Consider the following 17,791-nt stretch of genomic DNA (forward strand, 5'->3'; position numbering starts at 1 on the left):
CATGGCGGCGGTGCGTCTAAAGAAACCGCGTCAGCGCAGATCACACATCGACGTCTGCGTCAGCGGCTCGTTCCATGATAAAGCGGAAACGCGCCGAGGCATCTCGGCCCATCAAATCGCTAATCACGCGATCGGTTTCCAATTGGTCATCGACCTCGACACGCAACAGGGTGCGTTGTGCGGGATCGAGCGTGGTTTCCCAAAGCACTTTGGGCATCATTTCCCCCAAGCCTTTGAAGCGTGTGATTTCGGGCTTCGCTCGACCACCGTGCTCTTCCAAGATTTCTTGGCGGTGGATTTCGTCCTTTGCCCAGTAAGTCTGTTTGCCGATATCGATTCGGTAAAGCGGTGGAACAGCGATGTACAGGCGACCGTCAGCAATCAACTGCGGCATGTGTCGATAAAAGAACGTCAACAACAAGGTCGTGATGTGGTGACCATCGCTATCGGCATCGGCAAGCAAGACAATGCGTCCATAACGCAGCGAACTGACGTCGGTTTTGGGACCGATGCCACAGCCCAATGAGTTGATGACGTCTTGAATCTCGCGGTTATCGAGGATCTTTTTTAGCGTGGCACTTTCCGTGTTCAACACCTTCCCACGCAACGGCAAAATCGCTTGATAGTTGCGGTCGCGACACTGTTTGGCAGTCCCGCCTGCCGAATCACCTTCGACGATAAACAGCTCTGATTCCATCTTTCCGCTAGACAGACAGTCGCTCAATTTCCCAGGCAACATCGTACGCTTGCCAGCCCCTTTTCGGGACACAGCCGCAGAGGCTGCTCGCGAGGCGGCGCGAGCGCGGGCCGCAGCGATGATCCGCGCGACGATGCCATCGGCCGTCGAACGATTGCTGTTCATCCACTGTTCCATTTCAGCGCGAACCGCCCCTTCGACCAATGCTTGGACTTCCGGGTTATTGAGGCGATCTTTCGTCTGCCCTTGGAATTGCGGATCAGCCACAAACACCGACACGATGCCGACAATGCCTTCACGGATGTCCTCGTGCGTGATCTTGACGCCACGCGGAGTCAGACTGTGAGTGTCGATGTAATTTCGCACCGCTTTCGTGATGGCACCTTTGAAACCATTTTCATGCGTGCCGCCGCTCCCGGTGGGAATCCCGTTCACGTAACTGCGAAGGTGCTCGTCGGTGCTCTCGGTCCATTGCAAGACGCCTTCTAAACGGATTTCATCATCGACGGCATGACTGAAAGGTTGCTCGTGAATGGGCCTGGCTTTGCGGTCTTTCAGGACCTTTGCCAAGTAATCGACGATGCCTTGTTCGTGCAGAAACGTTTGCTTGGTCTTGTTGACTTCATCAACGAACGTCACCTTGACGCCGCGATGCAGGAAGCTTGCGGTTTCCAGCCGAGCGGTAATGACTTGGCTATCGAAAGTCGTCTTGGGGAAAATCTGAGGGTCGGGTGCAAAGGTAATGGACGTGCCTGTGCCGCGCACGGCTGCCTTTAACTTTTTCAGTTTGGAAGTCACAACACCACGTTCGAATTCCATCTTGTACTGGGCGCCATCGCGGCGAACCACTGCGGTCATTTCTTTGCTGAGCGCATTGACCACCGAAGCACCGACGCCATGCAGACCACCGCTGGTTTTATAGTTCTGACCTTCAAACTTGCCGCCGGCATGCAAAATGGTCAGCACCATTTCCAGCGCGGGCTTTTTCGTTTTAGGATGTTTGTCGATCGGAATGCCACGACCGTTGTCGCTAACGGTAATGCTTTGCCCATCCTTGTGCAGCGTGACCACAATCTCGCTGGCGTGCCCGTTCATCGCCTCGTCAACACTGTTGTCAACGATTTCCCAGATCAAGTGATGCAGTCCAGCGGAACCAACGCTACCGATATACATTCCGGGGCGTTTACGAACCGGATCCAGGCCTTCCAAGGCAACAATCGCGTCGGCGTTGTACTTTTTCGCAGGTGCAGAGGTTGACATAAAACGTTGTCTGGAGAAGTCGTGTCAAGAAAGGGACAAGGCAGTCTAGGAACAACTGTCACGCCAGTTGCCAGCATTCGTCAATGGAAACGCGCGAAGATCATCCGCCGCCTTCCTCGTCCAATGCCGGTGGCGCTGCAGCAGGCGGCAAAACAATTTTGGCAATGCGACCATTCTTTTGCAGTTCAACGCCACGACCACCGCGACTGGTGACGCGGTACTTGGCCGTGGAGATATTCTTCTGCGCACCTCGATTGGTTTCAACCGTCATCAAATCACGATCACCTTCGCTGACTTTGAAGCCTAGCAGATGATCATCGGAAGCCAGACGCATCAGCATCACGCCTTTCCCGGCACCAGAGAGATAACTGATTTCCTCCACCGGACACAGCACCGCTCGGCAATGAGCGGAAACTGAAATCAACGTTTCAGTCCCACTCACAATACCGATGTCAATGATGCTGGCACCACCGGTTACGCGAGCAAAGCGACGCCCACTGCGAGTCGATGGTTCAGCAAAGGATTCCAAACTGAATCGCAATGCGTAGCCGTTGCTTGATGCCGCCAATCCATGGGCTTCGGGATAGTAGTCCGGAGCCTCCTTGATGCTGGCGATCAAGCGGGAATCAAAGGACACCGCAGCGATGATTTTTTCCCCATCCTTCATTTTGAAAAGCTTTTGAATCGGTTCACCAAAACCGGTCGAAGCGGGAATGTCAATGAAGCGAGTGGTGTAGCAAACGCCAAGCGAGGAAAAGAACCCCAGCGTTGCTCTGGTATCGCCTGCCAAACAGACCAGAACCGAATCACCTTGCCGCAATCGACTCTTGGCAGGATCCGTGATTTGTTTTTGACGTTTGACCCAGCCATCACGCGTGACCAACACATGGCAATCTTCAGCGACGATAAAGTCTTCTTCGGTGTATTCGATCTCGACTTCACCGTGATTGACCGCCGTGCGGCGACGCGCTTCGGGAAGCTTTCCGAAGCCATCGATCAATTCTTGGATCTCTTGGCGAACAATGCTCCAGCGTCCCGAGGCGTTGGTGTCTTTGGTGTCTTCGTTCAGCAATTTGCGAATCTGGCGAGCGCGTTTCTTTTTATCGTTTAGCTCGTCAAGAATCAAATTGATTTCCAAGCGTGCCAAGCGATACAGTTTCAATTCCAAGATCGCGTCGGTTTGCTCGGCGTCTAAGCCGCCTTTCTCGGCTGGAAATCGCTTCATGATCTTGGCGGCCGCGTCGGCTTTGCCTTCACTTTTGCGAATGATGCGAATGATGATGTCCAACGCATCAAAGATCATCGCGAACCCTTCCAAGAGATGAATTCGACGTTCCAAGGTAGCCAATTCATTTTCGAGACGCTTCGTAACCACTTCCAAGCGGAAATGCAGGAAGTGCCACAAGATCTCCTTGAGCGATAAACGCTCCGGCGTGCCTTGATCGGGTTTCTCGTAAGGCACCAAGCACGTCATGTTGACGTTGAAGTTCTTTTGAAAGTCAGTGTGCTTGTAAAGAAACGCCAGGACTTTGTTTTCGTCGGCGTCCTTCTTGAGCGTCAGATCCACACGAATCTCATCGGTGGACAAATCACGAACTTCGGTCACCAACGGTAGTTTACCGCTGAAGACCAATTCACCGATGCGTTCGACCAACAGCGCTTTGTTCACTCCGTAGGGAATCGAATCAATCTGAATCGTCTTGCCGGCTCGCGTGCTTTCACCTTGCTTGATCGTCCCGCGGACTTTGACGGTCCCCTGGCCGATGCGATAAAGCTCGCGAAGTTCTTCTTTGGTATTGGTGATCTCGCCGCCAGTTGGGAAGTCGGGGGCTTGAATCGCGTCGGCGGCAACCAACTGGTAATCTTTGATCTCTGGATCACGCAGCAGCTTCAACAGCGCGTTGCAAATTTCACGCAGGTTGTGCGGTGGAATGTTGGTTGCCATTCCCACCGCAATCCCAGTCGCTCCATTGAGCAACAAGTTCGGCAGACGACTTGGCAAGACAACGGGCTCTTCGCGGGTGCCATCGTAGTTGGGCTTGTAAGCGACCGTCCGTGTGGAGAGATCCATCAGGATCTGTGACGTCACCGGTGTCATCCGACATTCGGTGTAACGCATCGCCGCCGCGTTATCACCATCGATGCTACCGAAGTTACCACTGCCGTCGACCAGCGGCATCCGCATCGCAAACGGCTGCGCCATGCGCACCAGGGCTTCATAGATCGAGCTGTCACCGTGCGGGTGAAAGTTACCCATCACCACCCCAACCACATTGGCGCATTTGCGATGCTTGGCGGTATGAGTGAGATTCTGCTGATGCATGGCATACAAGATGCGTCGTTGCACCGGCTTCATTCCATCGCGCACATCGGGCAGCGCGCGACTGGTAATGACTGAAAGCGAATAATTGAGATACCGTTCCTGAGCAGCAGTCCGCAATGGAATGGCCATCATGTCATTGTCATTGATGGCCTCAAAAAGTGACTGATTGTTCTGTTTCGATTTTCCGCGTGAGCCTCGTTTTGCCACTCGTCAGCAATCCTATCTGCTAAATGAAAAACAACATCAAACGACTTGAGAGTCCCCGGGGGTCCCCAAACGTCGATTCAGCGTACCAGCCACAAGGTTGATCCAACGCTGCTGGTCCCAACGCTGCTGGTCCCAACGCTGCTGGTCCCAACGCTGCTGGTTAACTGGACCGGCCCAGCCAATCCCAAGTCTGAAAAAGCAATGAGCGGCGGCCCTGGCAGCCTTTTCGGTCTCAAAATCACAATTTGAAACCCCAAGAGCTCTCTCCATCGGCTGAAATCACCGCCTCAGTTGCCGTCAACTTAGGGCACCGAGAAGGAAATTTCTAGCCAGCGAATCCCCGCCGGCCCCTCCGCATAGGAGAAGTTTATCGATTGTGCCCCCAATGTCGGTTGAATCAATCTTGCTCAATAGTTCAGTCGGTCCGCCAAATCGGGTGCGACTGTTCCCAACCGCTCGGTCCGGTCGAAACAACTTTTCAGACGTGCTGGGCGGTGACCCGTCTGACGGAATCGCCCCGCACAACGACTGATTGGTGATCACCCGCCGTGATCACAGGTGTCCTTCGTCGCCCCAGCGGACGCCTGTTGCTGTGCATGGAAGAATCAGCTGCCAGACGGCTTGGTCAAACACCATGCAAACCAAAAAACAGGAACGTTGCCAACCTTGGCAGAGAACGCGACGGTCGGAATCCAAACCAAAACCAATCGCGTTCGCATTTTGAAATCATCAGGGCCCGGAGGAACCACCCAATGACATTTTCCGTGAGCAAAGCGTTGCTTTCCATTGCTGCACTGATCGCCATTTTCGCGATCCAAAGCTCTGTCGAAGCACAACAACCCGTTCGCCAGCAAGTGGTCCAAGCAGGATGCTTCGGTCACGGAAACTGCGGTGGGGCAAGCTGTGACACTGTCGGCTCCTGCGATGGTGGCTGCAACAGTGGCGGCTGCAACAGTGGTTGTGGCGGATGCTTGGGCAATCGCGGATGCTTGGGCAATCGCTGCGGAAATGGATGCCTTGGACACGGCCGCTGCGGAAAGAGCTTCTGTGGCGACCTCCACGGCTGCCGATCCTTGAATGCAATCTCTCACTGCCTGACCAGTCCAGCACCTCGCTACGTGCCTGCTCACGTCGGTCGCACTCAGATTTCGTATCCACCATTGGACCCGCGCCACTTCACCTGCTGGCACAAAGGCGTCTACCAAAACCCCAACGGTGGAACCGCCAGAGTCACTTACTACGCACCACCGATTCACACAGCGATTCATAACTTCTACTACAACTGCCTGCGTTTGCCGCGCTAGTTGATCATTGCGCGTCGAATCCCGATCAGGCCCAATGACAACTCCCAGACGCTGTGACACCTCACAGCGCAGGCGGTCATTAACGACCGCCTGATCATTCGACAGCTAACAAAACAATTCGCGACGTGTGATGGAAACCTGTGGTGGTGTTTGCATCATGCGTCGCGAGTGTACACACCCCGAGCTGACTATTGTGGGAAGCCTCTCAGGGCAGGTGTGAATGCGAGCCTGAAAACGCAGGCACACCATTGCCATGAGAACTTCTTGCCAACCAGTGAGCAAACCGGCTAGCTGGAATTGGCTGGCTGGAATTGGCTAGCAGGACAGGGCAGGAATCACCCCCCCTTTCAGTGACAGAGGGAGCCCTCCCGAGAAATGTCTCCATCGCCTATCTCATTGGAAAAAAACTCAGCATCGAACGATGCAAGGTGGTTCCGGCCTTGGGTTGATTGATGGCTGATCGATGGACGGGCCGAACTGATCTGTGTGCCGACCGACAGTCTTACCGTGGATGTCCCAAGAAGCGGGTTCTGAAGGCAAGAAAGATCCACACAATGGGTTCATTTTGCTTATATTAGGAGCGCTCGAACTTTTCAAATGCTGACGCGCTGGATTCGGGATAAGCGAGTTAGACAACACCCCCGAAGGCCCAACGCGAATCCTCACTCGAACCAGTGGTGATGGAAAGCGTTGTTGCCTGCTAGATGATCAGATCGCTTTTCACCTCCGATCTGACCGATCATCAAACCACCCGCCGACTGGTCAACAAACGGCCGGCGCTTGAAACAGTTAGCCGTTGTGCCCCATTGCTCTGTTTTGCTTGATTATGTCTGACACCGAACGCAAACCGACCGACGACCTGGCCTCCGCTCCGGTGTCAGGGCACGTTGCGGGTCGAGATCAGGCAAGACAAGCGTTGAACAATGGCGTGGCCGCGGATGACGGAACCAATGATTTTTTGCAGCGTCGCCAGCGATTGGAGCGCAAGCTCAGCACGAACCCCACCGATCTAGAGGGTTTCCTGGAACTTGCTGCCATCTATCGATCTGAAGCGCGACCGCTGGAAGCCAAGCGTTTGCTCGAAACCGCACAAGGTGTCTTTCCAGATAATGCCGAAGTGCTGTGGGAACTTGAAGAAGCCATCCTTGCTCGGTCTCTGCAGCAACTTCGTGAAGTCACCGAGGTGGTCTCTCGAATTCGATCACCTGAAGCGCTGCATGAACTTCAACGCAGCCAAAGTGATTGGGCACAGCGCCGCATCGAAGTCTGCCAGGCTCGCATCAAACGCAACCCGCTGCTGCATGAGTTTCGATTCGTGATGGCGGAGGCTCACCTGGACGCCGAGCAATACGACCAAGTGCTGGAAACCACCGAACCGTTGCTGAAAGTCGATAGTTACTTTCCGCAAGCAAAGTTTCTGCGAGGACGCTGCCGACTGGCAATGGGCGACGATCTGGCAGCGATGCGAGAGCTTCGCGCGGTGGCCTTTGGTCGTCAAACGCCCGCTCCCAAAGCCCTGCGTTTAGCAACCGTGAAGCTGCTCTTTGAAACCGCAGAACGGTTAGAGCTGTCTGCCTCACTGACTCATTATCGCGAACTGCTCTATCGACTCGGTTCACAATCTGGCGATTCAACCATCATTCAATCACAGAACATTCTGAAGAACTCCAAACTGTCGCAAGAGCCGCCTCTGAATGGCTCCGACTGAAAACGTCTCCGGCCATTTCCCGTCTTTGCAGGAAGGAATGCATCATGAATCAAGCCGTCGTCAACCCCGAAGAGCTTCGTCAATTTGCTGCCCACCTGAATCGATTCGTCAGCGAATTGCAACAACGTGGAACCGCCTTGGGCACGCAGATGAACCACCTCGAGCAATCGTGGCGTGATGAACAGCAGCGCAAGTTTGCCGCAGAATTCCAAGACCAAATGCGCCAAGTCTCGCGATTGATCAAAGCGACCGAACAACACATTCCCTACCTGCTACGAAAAGCAGAACAGATCGACGCGTATCTGGGACGCTGAGCCAGTCGGTTGAAACAGTGCCAGTGGGTTTCGCGGCGTTTCAAGCTAAATCACAGCCTGCTTGCTGGTCAACTACTCTAGAAATTCCAGCGTGTAGCAATCTTCCGGCTTCACTTGCTGTGGATCGACAAGCTCTAAATCGGCAAGTTGTTGGACCAGGGTTTCCCAGCGTTGAGGCTCCATCTTGCCGACTTGATCGATGCTGGTGCCCTCTGGCGTGGCTAACTCTTTCATCACCCCTGCGCCAAACTCCAAGACCTCTGGCGTCATGGCTTCCTCATTCGCCTTGAGAATCGCAGCGTTGGCTTGGGCCGGATCTTGCAGGTAGCCCTGCCAGCCTTGACGCGTCAATCGCACGACCTGGCGAACCAGTTCAGGATCGGTTCGAATCAGTTCTCCGCTGGTGATCAGAACGCTGCTATAGGGATTGAAACCTAAGTCACTGACCATCAGCGTTTTCACTTTGACGCCTTGCTGCTCAGCCAGCAACGGTTCAGCGCAAGAATAGCCTTGAACGACCATTTGCTGGTTCGCCAAGAACGGTGCGATGCTGCCGGAGTAGGGAACTTCTTGCACGCCCTCTAAGAAACCTTTCGCACGCATGAATTCAACATAGGAGCGACCTGCTTGGCACTGAAAGATCTTGCCTTGTAGATCGTCGAATGATTCCACTCCGCTCTCCGCGTGAGCGATCACACAGCGGGGATGATTCTGCATCGCTGCCATCACAGCAACGACGTCCAAGCCACCTTGTCGATACAGGGCAACATCATCGGCGTTGGCAATCGCGAACTGGGCTCGCTGGGTGCCAACCTCGACACCGGTTTGGGTCCCCGGCCCACCGGGGCGCAACGTGACGGCCAATTCGGCGGCTTCATAGCTGCCATCAGCCAGTGCTTGAAACAGCCCCCCGTGCTCGGTTTCGGGAAACCAATTCAACTGCACGGTCACGTTCTGCAGGGTGTCCGTGGGAGTGTCCGTTTGGGAACCACAGCCAGCGATCAGGACCAGCAGACAAATCAAAGCGGGGTAGAGTTTCATGGGACCATGGATGGGGAGCGTGTAGATCGGCACACAGGTTACCCAATCTACCACAATTGCAGCCATGGAGCGGCTTGTCGGCAGCAAGCGGGTTCATCTTTACTTGAATGCCGTTTTTTCTCTACACTCTCGTCCGCTCTGCGTTGGCTGACGGAAACGAAAGGCATGCCTTGTGCTTCCGCCATCCTTGTCAGCTTCGAATTTTGCTGTCTCCATAGCCAAGGAAGGCTTTGATGTACCGCTGGTTACTTTGTTTTCGCTACTTGCGCACGCGTTACATCGCGTTGGCATCCATCATCAGCGTGACCCTTGGGGTTGCGACGCTTGTCATCGTCAATAGCGTGATGAGCGGCTTTGCTGCCGAGATGCATGATCGTCTACACGGACTGGCTGGCGATATTGTCATTGACTGCCATGCCACCGGTGGTCTGCCGGACCCCGAAGGCCATCTGGCCGAGATCAAACGCATTTGTGGCGACGAAATCATTGGCTCAAGTGTCAGTGTCAGCGTGCCAGCAATGCTGGGCATTGAATTCCGTGGGCAACAGATCGGCCGACATGTCAACATGATCGGTTTGGACCCGGAGACCTACAATAGCGTCAGCGACTTTGGCAAGTATCTGATGCACCCTGAAAACCAACAGAACGCCACCTTTGATCTCCGTGATGGTGGCTATGCTCCGGGCCGCGAAGAGCTTGCCGATGCGGGCTGGAAACACCGTCGGCACTGGGTCCATGTCAAGCGGTTGCAAGACAAGATTCGCGCTCAAGAAGAGGCCTTAAAGCCGCAAGCACCACAATCTCAAGAGGCGATTGATGCCGCCCAGGGACCAACGTTTGGAGCGGCCTTGTCACCCAGTTTCGCGGCAGCCGACGCTCCGCCAGTCATCCCCAACCCACTGTCAAACGATTCAACGGGCACCTTGCAAGCCACGCTCGATCCGATGGAAGATCAGTTCCCAGGAATCATCTTGGGCATTTCGACTTGCAGCGTTCGTGCACGTGACGCCGATGGCAATGTGATCGACCACTTTTATGCTCAGCCAGGCGACGATGTCCGCTTGATGTTCCCCAGCGCCTCGGACAACACCAAAGTCTTGAACAAGACCTTCACGGTGGTTGACCTGTACGAATCCAAGATGAGCGAATATGACAGCATGTTCGCCTTCGTCCCATTAAAAGAACTGCAAGATGCTCGCGGGATGATCGACCCACAAACGGGAGTTCGTTCAGTCACCACGATCCAGCTGAAACTCGCCGCGGGCGCGAACTTGGATGCCGTCCGCGATAAGATTCGCGATCGGTTCCCACCCGAGTTATTTGCCTACAACGTGCAAACGTGGCGTGACATGCAAGGCCCCTTGCTGTCGGCGGTTCAACTGGAAACGACGATTCTGAACATTTTGCTCTTTCTGATCATCGCCGTCGCTGGCTTCGGAATCTTGGCCACCTTCTTCATGATCGTGGTTGAAAAGACGCGAGACATTGGCACGCTGAAAGCGTTGGGCGCATCGGGCCGCGGCATTAGCAGTATCTTTGTTTCCTATGGTGTGCTGCTGGGCTTTGTCGGCAGTGGTGCTGGACTGGTCGGAGGCTTGTTGTTTGTGCAAAACATCAACGAGATTGCCGGCGTGATTGAAGTCATGACTGGACAAGAAGTGTTTGATCCAACGATCTACTACTTCGACACCATTCCCACCATCGTCCGTCCCTTAACATTGGTGTGGGTCACGTTAGGTGCCGTGGGAATCGCCGTGCTGGCCAGCGTGCTTCCAGCGATGCGAGCCGCACGCATGCATCCCGTGCAAGCATTGCGGTTTGAATGATGACGTTGTGATGCCAGGCGATGCCGCCTGGTGCTTAACCAACCCGCTTCTTCACTGATTGCTATCCCACCCAACGCCATGATTCATTCCACTGCCCCAGATCAAATTGTGCTCAGCGCTCGCGGTCTGCGTAGGACCTACCACAAAGACAAGCTTGCCGTCCCTGTGCTTCGCGGGGTCGATCTGGATGTCGAAACGGGCAAAGTCACTGCCTTGGTCGGCCGTAGCGGCAGCGGAAAAAGCACGCTGATGCACTTGCTGGCAACGCTCGATCGCCCCGACCAGGGCGAAATCTACTTTCAGGGCAAACGCATTGACAATGCGTCACGCAGTCAACGCGATCGCTATCGTAATGCGGACGTCGGGATTATCTTTCAGTTCTACCACTTGCTGCCTGAACTCTCAGCCATCGAAAACGTGATCGCGCCAGCCATGATTGGACGCAGCATGTGGAACTACCTGGGACAACGTCGCCAGCTGCAGCAACGAGCCGAAGCCATGCTGGATCGAGTCGGCTTGCTGCACCGGGCAAAGCATCGCCCCAGCGAAATGAGCGGCGGTGAGATGCAGCGCGTGGCCATTGCACGCGCTCTGATGACCGATCCGAAACTGCTGCTGGCCGACGAACCGACGGGCAACCTGGACACGGAAACCGGTGTCGATATCCTGAAGCTACTCAGTGAACTTAACGCCGACGACAATCTGTCGATCTTGATGATCACACACGATGATGAGATCGCAGCATCAGCCGATGTCTGCTTGAGAATGCAAGATGGCCTGCTGAGTGGCAAGACTGTCCCACGCAGGGCTGCCTAACAAACTGGGCTGCCTAACAAACTGGGCTGCCTAACAAACTGGGCTGCCTAACAAACTGGGCTGCCTAACAAACTGGGCTGCCTAACAAACTGGGCTGCCGAAACGATTGCGTGCTTGTTTGTCACGGCCCACGTCATGCCACACTGCGATAGAGCTGCAGAGTCTTGTCACGATCCAACGGGATCGGGTTAAAATTCCCCGTCCATTGCTGCAAGGCGGCTTCAACGAATTCATCAATTCCCGATTCGGGAATCTGCAGCGCGTTGAGACTGGTTTCCAGGCCAGCTTCTTGCAACCAGCAAGTGACCCTTTCTGCAAGTCGGCTGGGCGCTTCTGATTCCGGCACATCCACGTTCGCTTCGCGCAGCAACTCCGCATACCAATCGGCATGAGCGCTGCCATTGAGCTGAATCACTGCGGGCAACATCAAGCCGACGGCCTGGCCGTGAGTGATGTCATGCTTGGCCGTCAACGGATTTGCCGTCGCATGGGCAGCTCCCAGCATGGACGTTTCAATCGCCATGCCAGCAAAGCAGGCGCCTAACTGCATGCGACCGCGTGCTTCTAAGTCCGTTGGATCGGCCAACACGCTTGAAAAGCCACTGGCCAGCAAGCCAAAGGCTCGGCGACTAAAGGTCACCGACATCGGATTGCGTTTGTTGGTGACAAACGTTTCGATGGCATGCGAAATCGCATCGATCCCCGTCAGCGCTGTCACGCCGGTTGGCTGAGTGGTGGTCAACTCTGGATCCAGCAGAGCGATTTTGCAAGCCGCTCGCTTGTCGCCGCAAGCCATTTTGACGTGCGTTTCCGCATCGCTGATCAAAGCGAAGGATTGTGCTTCGCTACCGGTGCCCGATGTGGTGGGAACCGCGATCATCGGCAACATGTCTGCGGTTGCTTTGCCAACGCCATGGTAGTCATGGATACGTCCACCGCATGAATAGACAAAGTTGATGCCTTTGCAACAATCCATGCTACTGCCGCCACCAAGACCGATCAATAAATCAGGCTGCACTTTTGCTGCTTTGGCGACGCCAGCATCAACCATTGCGGAGGTCGGATTCTCGGCGAAGTCATGAAAGGACTCCACCCGCAAGCCTGCCTTGGTTAACAGATCGACGGCAGCTGAGAAGTGCCCGGCATCAATCAGGCCAGCATCACTGACCACCAGGACGCACTTCGGTCGAAAGCTGGCTGCCAGCTGCCCTAAGTGCGAGAAGACTCCCTGGCCAAAAACAACGCGGGTCGGAAAGGAGGTGTCAAAAGCAGTCAACGCGGACATAGTTACTTTCGCTGCAAAGGCGGGATCACAATGAGACAACCAGTTTGACTGGCCGCTTCATTATCGGCGGGAAAGTGTCGGTGGGATGATTGCGACAAGGCGTGTCAAGGGAAGCCAGTCGTCGCATTCAAACCATCAGCCAGGGCGACGAATCGCGCCCCATGCGACGGCGGCGACAGCCGACCGAAATGCGCGTTGCCTTACCGGGGAATTCCCATTCTAGTCAATCGACCGACAGCAGAATGTTCTTCTTCGCCGAACACCAGCGAATCGAGTGGTTGATGTTCGGTAGTCATTATTAAGAGCTGCCAACCGGCAGCGGCCGCACCGCTAAATCTGGAAATTGACCTGATCGGCTGGCTGATGGGCCGCTTCGCTGGCCCCCCGAACTCTCAGGGAAGGCTTTTCCAAGACGACGGTCGTCAGCGGCGAGACGGTTTTGGTAATCCAAACGCTCGATCCGATCACTGATTCGCGCCCGATGGTTGTGTTGCCACCCAGGATCGTTGCGTTGGCATAAACCACCACGCCATCCTCGATCGTCGGGTGCCGTTTCTGGCCCCGAATCAAGGCACCGCTGTCATCGGTCTTGAAACTCAATGCCCCCAGGGTCACACCCTGATAAAGCTTGACGTGGGCGCCGATCTCACAGGTCTCACCAATCACGACACCGGTTCCGTGATCAATGAAGAAGTATTCGCCGATGGTGGCTCCCGGATGAATATCGATCCCGGTCTGCTTGTGTGCCCACTCGGTCATCATCCGAGGGATGAAGGGAACCTGGAGTTCAACCAGCTCATGAGCGATGCGATACACCGTGATCGCTTCGATCCCTGGATAGCAGAACACAACTTCATCCGCCGTGTGACAGGCGGGGTCGCCATCAAACGCAGCTTGAACGTCGGTGGCCAATGTGGCTCGCAAGGCTGGGATCCGCTCCAGGAGCGCAATCGCCATCGCTTGGCCTTTGGCTTCGTAATCCGCCTCTTTCTGCTCACAGTCAGCAAAACGCACACGATCGTCGTGTCGCAATGCAGCGGCGATTTGAGTGGTCAATTGATCATGCAACCGATCAATCGTGCTGCCGACGTGATAGGCAATGTTACCTGCGTGAAGCCCCACTTGGCGGCGATATCCCGGATACAGGATGTCGGTCAAACCAGCCAGGATCTCGATAATCACTTCATAGTTGGGCAGCGGACAATGCCCCAAGTGATTCACATTGTCGTCCGGAGTGTACGTGGCCACGATGTCGTTGACTAATCGCGGCAACTGTTCTTTCAAACGGAAATCAGATGCCACTGCACTGACTCATCTAGTGAAAGGAAATGGACTCGACACAGATAAACCAAACGCCCGCATTTCTGATAAACACGGGCGTCCTTTACCGAACGATTTGTACCTTCGTCGTCGGGGTTGGCAATCCAGGTTGATTGCCAACGCGACACGACATCCTTCCTAGGCGTTTGATTGCCTAGTCGGCTCTTAGCGGCCGATGGACGGTGGGTTGGGGTCCAGGAAGTTACGAGGACCACGGAGCGTGTAATACGGGTACGCGACCTGTCCAGCGCCCTGACCGATTTGCTGTTGTTGGCCAAGACAAGAGCTGTAGCGAAGTCCACCTTGACCCCATCCTAATGGTCCAGCCTGGCAACCTGTCCGGCAACCCCCGCAAAGGCCTGACAAACAACCCCCGTTGCCGCAACTACCGCAACTTTCGGTCGCACATCCACTGCTGCAGGCACCACTGCTGCACGCTCCGGTGCTGCAAGACGATCCACAACGCGTGTGATGACGCAAACATCCGGTGCTGACGAACAGCAATCCGACCAATGATCCAATCCATAGCAAACGATGCATTGTCCAATTCCTTCTGGGCACCTAGCAGGCAGAAACGTGCTTTGTTTCCACTTACGATCCACAGCAAACGCTTTGCGGATCGACCAGCGGAAGACAAACCATTCGATTGATGATGACTGACGGGCCCATCCATGAACCCGCTGACCATCGTGTTGATGGCCGTTTTCTGGGCACTCTTTCTTACAAGAGAGTCTTCAGTTCATCCCATGCATCGACCGTCTAACCACGATCATGCAGACTTTCCGAATAACCAAACGCCTGAAGCTCAGATCGCAGTGTTACATCTTTCGCAGCCTACGCAGACCCAACTGCACCACAGATCTTCGCTTGCCAGCAACCGCCTAAAGTTGCTACTGCATGGCTGTTGGAGCCCATGGCTAACGGCCAATGACACTTGCTGCGAAGGCATGGTTCACAAGGCGACGGTGGCAATTGACGGACGCTTCAATCAAATGCAATGATTCGCCTGGACAAACAGCAAGCTTCCTGTCGAAATCATTACAACCCGAACAAGTTAATCCGAGACAAAATCGGCCAAGGCTGTTTCACGCGTGAAACAGCCTCAGCCCAAACATCATCAGCTCAGCCTGACTGATGAGAACGGACCACCTGGCTGCAAACGGTGCCTGATTGAGGTGTCACTTGCAACCTGTCACCCCAAGGAAGTGGCGATGACGCAAGCATCAAAACCAAACGACGTGTTCCACCAAAGCAGTCGCTCTGAGCCTGCAGCCAACCAGCGAAACCGTTTCTGGTTACCTGCCATCGCGATGTTGCTGGCCATCTTTTCAACCTCGTCGCCAGCGGTCGCACAGCAGCTGAAAATCCAATTCAATGGCCCCAATGTTGTTGACCGCCCCGAACCACCTCGTGTCATCGTCCCGGTGGACGAACTCACGCTGCAGCCCTCTCTGCGTGACTACCTGATTGCGAACCTCAAAGCGACCACCGATGAACAGCAAGCGTACATCGATGAAGTGGTCGCGTTGGTCAATCAGAAGCGGCTGGAAGAATCACTCGTGCTGTCGCTGGAAAAGTACTCACGACGCAAGTCACCGATCTGGCCGCTTCCGACGTTTGAACGAGCGCTGTGCATCATGGGCACGCGAACCAACGTGACGGTTCCCAAACTGGATGACTTCACGGCTCGGAACCGCGTGCAGAAAAGCCGGAACATCCGCTCCAGCAAGTTCCTCAACTCAGGCTTCAGACGCTAGCTTGACCTTCACCCGGCCAAGCGAGCGGTCTTAAGACCAGATGATGTGTGCCGGCTGCACGCCGGCACAACAATCGCCAGTGCTCTAAGCACACTGCCTAAATAGCTGTGCTCTAAGCACACTGCCTAAATAGCAGTGCTCTAAGCACACTGCCTAAATGCCTGGGCGCGAGTGTCCGGCAGCTTTGATCGCTTCGAGTTGTTCGAGCAACTCTTTCAGCTTCTCTGGATGCTTCTTGACCAGATTATTTTTCTCGGCTGGATCATCGACCAGGTGATAGAGCTCGTACTTGCCTTCGCCTTTTGCGTAGGTCAATCGCTTATGCGGTTTTGCGCTCGCGTACGAAAGCACTTTCCAGTCACCGACGCGCAGTGCCAAGGTCGGACCTTTGTTGGGCTGTTGCAGCAGGTGGTCGCGTCCTTCGGCATCCGACTTGCCAAGCAACGCAGGCAAGACGTTAAAGCTATCGGGGCAGGCTTGCCCTTCGAGCGGCTGATTCACCAGCGCTGCCATGCTTGCTGGCAAATCGACGGTGCAAACGACTCGATCACTTTGACCGGGCTTAATGGTCCCTGGCCAATAGGTGATGAACGGCGTCCGAGTCCCACCCTCATAAATGCTGTACTTGCCACCCCGATAGACACCGGCTGGCTTGTGCTTGCCAAGCTGTTCAATCGCGCCGTCTTTGTAGCCATCGTCAAGCACCGGGCCGTTGTCGCTACAGAACACAATCAAGGTGTTTTCGGATAGTTTCAGTCGATCCAACGTCTTGGTCAGTTCGCCCACGCACCAATCCAATTGGACAATCGCGTCGCCACGGAAACCGAGTTTGGTCTTTCCTTGAAAACGTTCATGAGGCATCCGTGGAACATGCAAATCATGTGAGGCAAAGAACAAGAAGAATGGCTCGTCCTTGTTGGATTCGATAAATTCGACGGACTTGTCTACCCACGCATCCGCTAAGTCTTCGTCACGCCATCGCGCTTTCTGGCCACCGGTATAGAAACCAATGCGACCGATTCCATTGTGAACGGTGTTGTTATGGCCATGACTCCAATCCATCTTTAGAGTCTTGCGCACCTCGGGGTCGATGCCCGTCGGGTGATCTTCGCTGGGCTTCTTTCGCCCCACCCAAAGTGGATCATTGGGGTCCAGATCCACCACGCGATGGTTTTCAACATACACGCTGGGCACACGATCATTGGTCGTTGGCAACAAGTAACAGTAGTCGAATCCAATTTCCAATGGACCGGGCTTCAGCAGGCCATTCCAATCAGGACCTTCGCCTTCGCCAAGGCCCAAGTGCCACTTACCGACGACACCGGTCTTGTAACCAGCCTTCGAAAGTAACGAGGCAATGGTTTCTGTTCCCGGCTTAATCAAACTGGTCGCATTGGGTGGAGCGATCCCTGCACCGGGTTGGCGAAAGGCATACATTCCGGTCAGAAAGGAGAACCGGGTGGGCGTGCATGTCGACGCGCTGCAATAGCCCTCTGTGAAACGCAATCCTCCGGCGGCCAACTTGTCAATATTGGGAGTCTGCAACTCAGTCGCCCCGTAACAGCTGAGATCACCATAGCCCAAGTCATCAGCCATGATGACAATCACGTTCGGTCGCTCGGCAGCCCGTGACGGGCTGGACAGTGTCAATGAGAGAGCGATGCCAACAGCAAACATCGCAGCTAGTTTGATTCGCATGATTCAATAATACCCACTGGGGAAAGGAAGGCGTCTGGCCGGCAATAGGATCAGCGATCACCGGGCCTACGAAGAAGTCGCACCGCTAGCGTTGCCACAACTCGCTCTAAGGCTACACCAGTGGCTTTCAAAATGCCAACCGAACCTGCTCAAGATTCCCCATCCGAAACCCACTTGGCGTGGGTTCGATCGGCAAGCTCCAGCTGTCAGCGGCAGCAAACGCCGCCGGTTCACT

The 17,791-nt window shown here is 54.8% G+C and carries 12 protein-coding genes; 6 read left to right on the top strand and 6 right to left on the bottom strand.

Annotated elements, in window-relative coordinates; all coding sequences use genetic code 11:
- Positions 1-40: 40 nt before the first annotated feature.
- Together SV7mr_RS17940 and SV7mr_RS17945 are read right to left on the bottom strand one after the other, a co-directional pair.
- Entirely contained in the window at positions 41-1,957 is a 1,917-nt protein-coding gene (locus SV7mr_RS17940) for a DNA gyrase/topoisomerase IV subunit B (RefSeq protein WP_145275292.1), read from the bottom strand.
- Positions 1,958-2,057: 100 nt separating this feature from the next.
- Complete coding sequence (locus SV7mr_RS17945) at positions 2,058-4,487, bottom strand: DNA gyrase/topoisomerase IV subunit A (RefSeq protein WP_419187561.1); 2,430 nt, start codon at positions 4,485-4,487, stop codon at positions 2,058-2,060.
- A gap of 752 nt (positions 4,488-5,239) precedes the next feature.
- Between SV7mr_RS17945 and SV7mr_RS17950 the strand changes: the two genes are divergently transcribed.
- From SV7mr_RS17950 to SV7mr_RS17960, 3 genes are all read left to right on the top strand, one after another.
- Positions 5,240-5,791 (top strand): hypothetical protein, encoded by a 552-nt coding sequence (locus tag SV7mr_RS17950; RefSeq protein ID WP_145275295.1) that lies wholly within the window; start codon positions 5,240-5,242, stop codon positions 5,789-5,791.
- A gap of 826 nt (positions 5,792-6,617) precedes the next feature.
- Entirely contained in the window at positions 6,618-7,499 is an 882-nt protein-coding gene (locus SV7mr_RS17955) for a tetratricopeptide repeat protein (protein WP_145275297.1), read from the top strand.
- Positions 7,500-7,543: 44 nt separating this feature from the next.
- Complete coding sequence (locus SV7mr_RS17960; RefSeq protein WP_145275300.1) at positions 7,544-7,813, top strand: WXG100 family type VII secretion target; 270 nt, start codon at positions 7,544-7,546, stop codon at positions 7,811-7,813.
- A gap of 72 nt (positions 7,814-7,885) precedes the next feature.
- Here SV7mr_RS17960 and SV7mr_RS17965 read toward each other — a convergent pair whose 3' ends face one another.
- Positions 7,886-8,854 carry an ABC transporter substrate-binding protein gene (locus tag SV7mr_RS17965; RefSeq protein WP_145275303.1) on the bottom strand — a complete coding sequence of 323 codons (969 nt, stop codon included), beginning with the start codon at positions 8,852-8,854 and terminating at the stop codon, positions 7,886-7,888.
- Between the two features lie 233 nt (positions 8,855-9,087).
- On the opposite strand from SV7mr_RS17965, the gene SV7mr_RS17970 reads away from it, so the two are divergent.
- Both SV7mr_RS17970 and SV7mr_RS17975 read left to right on the top strand, forming a co-directional pair.
- Positions 9,088-10,680, top strand: coding sequence for an ABC transporter permease (locus SV7mr_RS17970; protein WP_145275306.1), 1,593 nt, complete (start codon positions 9,088-9,090; stop codon positions 10,678-10,680).
- 78 nt (positions 10,681-10,758) lie between these two features.
- Positions 10,759-11,496 carry an ABC transporter ATP-binding protein gene (locus tag SV7mr_RS17975; protein ID WP_473163651.1) on the top strand — a complete coding sequence of 246 codons (738 nt, stop codon included), beginning with the start codon at positions 10,759-10,761 and terminating at the stop codon, positions 11,494-11,496.
- 133 nt (positions 11,497-11,629) lie between these two features.
- Here the strand turns inward: SV7mr_RS17975 and SV7mr_RS17980 are convergent, their stop codons facing one another.
- Positions 11,630-12,772 (bottom strand): iron-containing alcohol dehydrogenase, encoded by a 1,143-nt coding sequence (locus tag SV7mr_RS17980; protein ID WP_419188483.1) that lies wholly within the window; start codon positions 12,770-12,772, stop codon positions 11,630-11,632.
- Positions 12,773-13,111: 339 nt separating this feature from the next.
- A complete protein-coding gene (locus SV7mr_RS17985) occupies positions 13,112-14,083 on the bottom strand; it encodes a serine O-acetyltransferase (protein WP_145275312.1) in 972 nt (323 codons plus the stop codon).
- 1,229 nt (positions 14,084-15,312) lie between these two features.
- Here SV7mr_RS17985 and SV7mr_RS17995 point away from each other — a divergent pair.
- Complete coding sequence (locus SV7mr_RS17995; RefSeq protein ID WP_145275320.1) at positions 15,313-15,858, top strand: hypothetical protein; 546 nt, start codon at positions 15,313-15,315, stop codon at positions 15,856-15,858.
- Between the two features lie 153 nt (positions 15,859-16,011).
- On the opposite strand, the gene SV7mr_RS18000 is transcribed toward SV7mr_RS17995, so the two are convergent.
- The gene (locus tag SV7mr_RS18000) at positions 16,012-17,556 is read right to left on the bottom strand and encodes a sulfatase family protein (protein WP_145275323.1); all 1,545 of its coding nucleotides are present in this window, start codon (positions 17,554-17,556) and stop codon (positions 16,012-16,014) included.
- Between the last annotated feature and the right edge of the window lie 235 nt (positions 17,557-17,791).

The organism is Stieleria bergensis (genome assembly GCA_007745635.1).
In the GTDB taxonomy this organism is placed as follows: Bacteria; Planctomycetota; Planctomycetia; order Pirellulales; family Pirellulaceae; genus Stieleria; species Stieleria bergensis.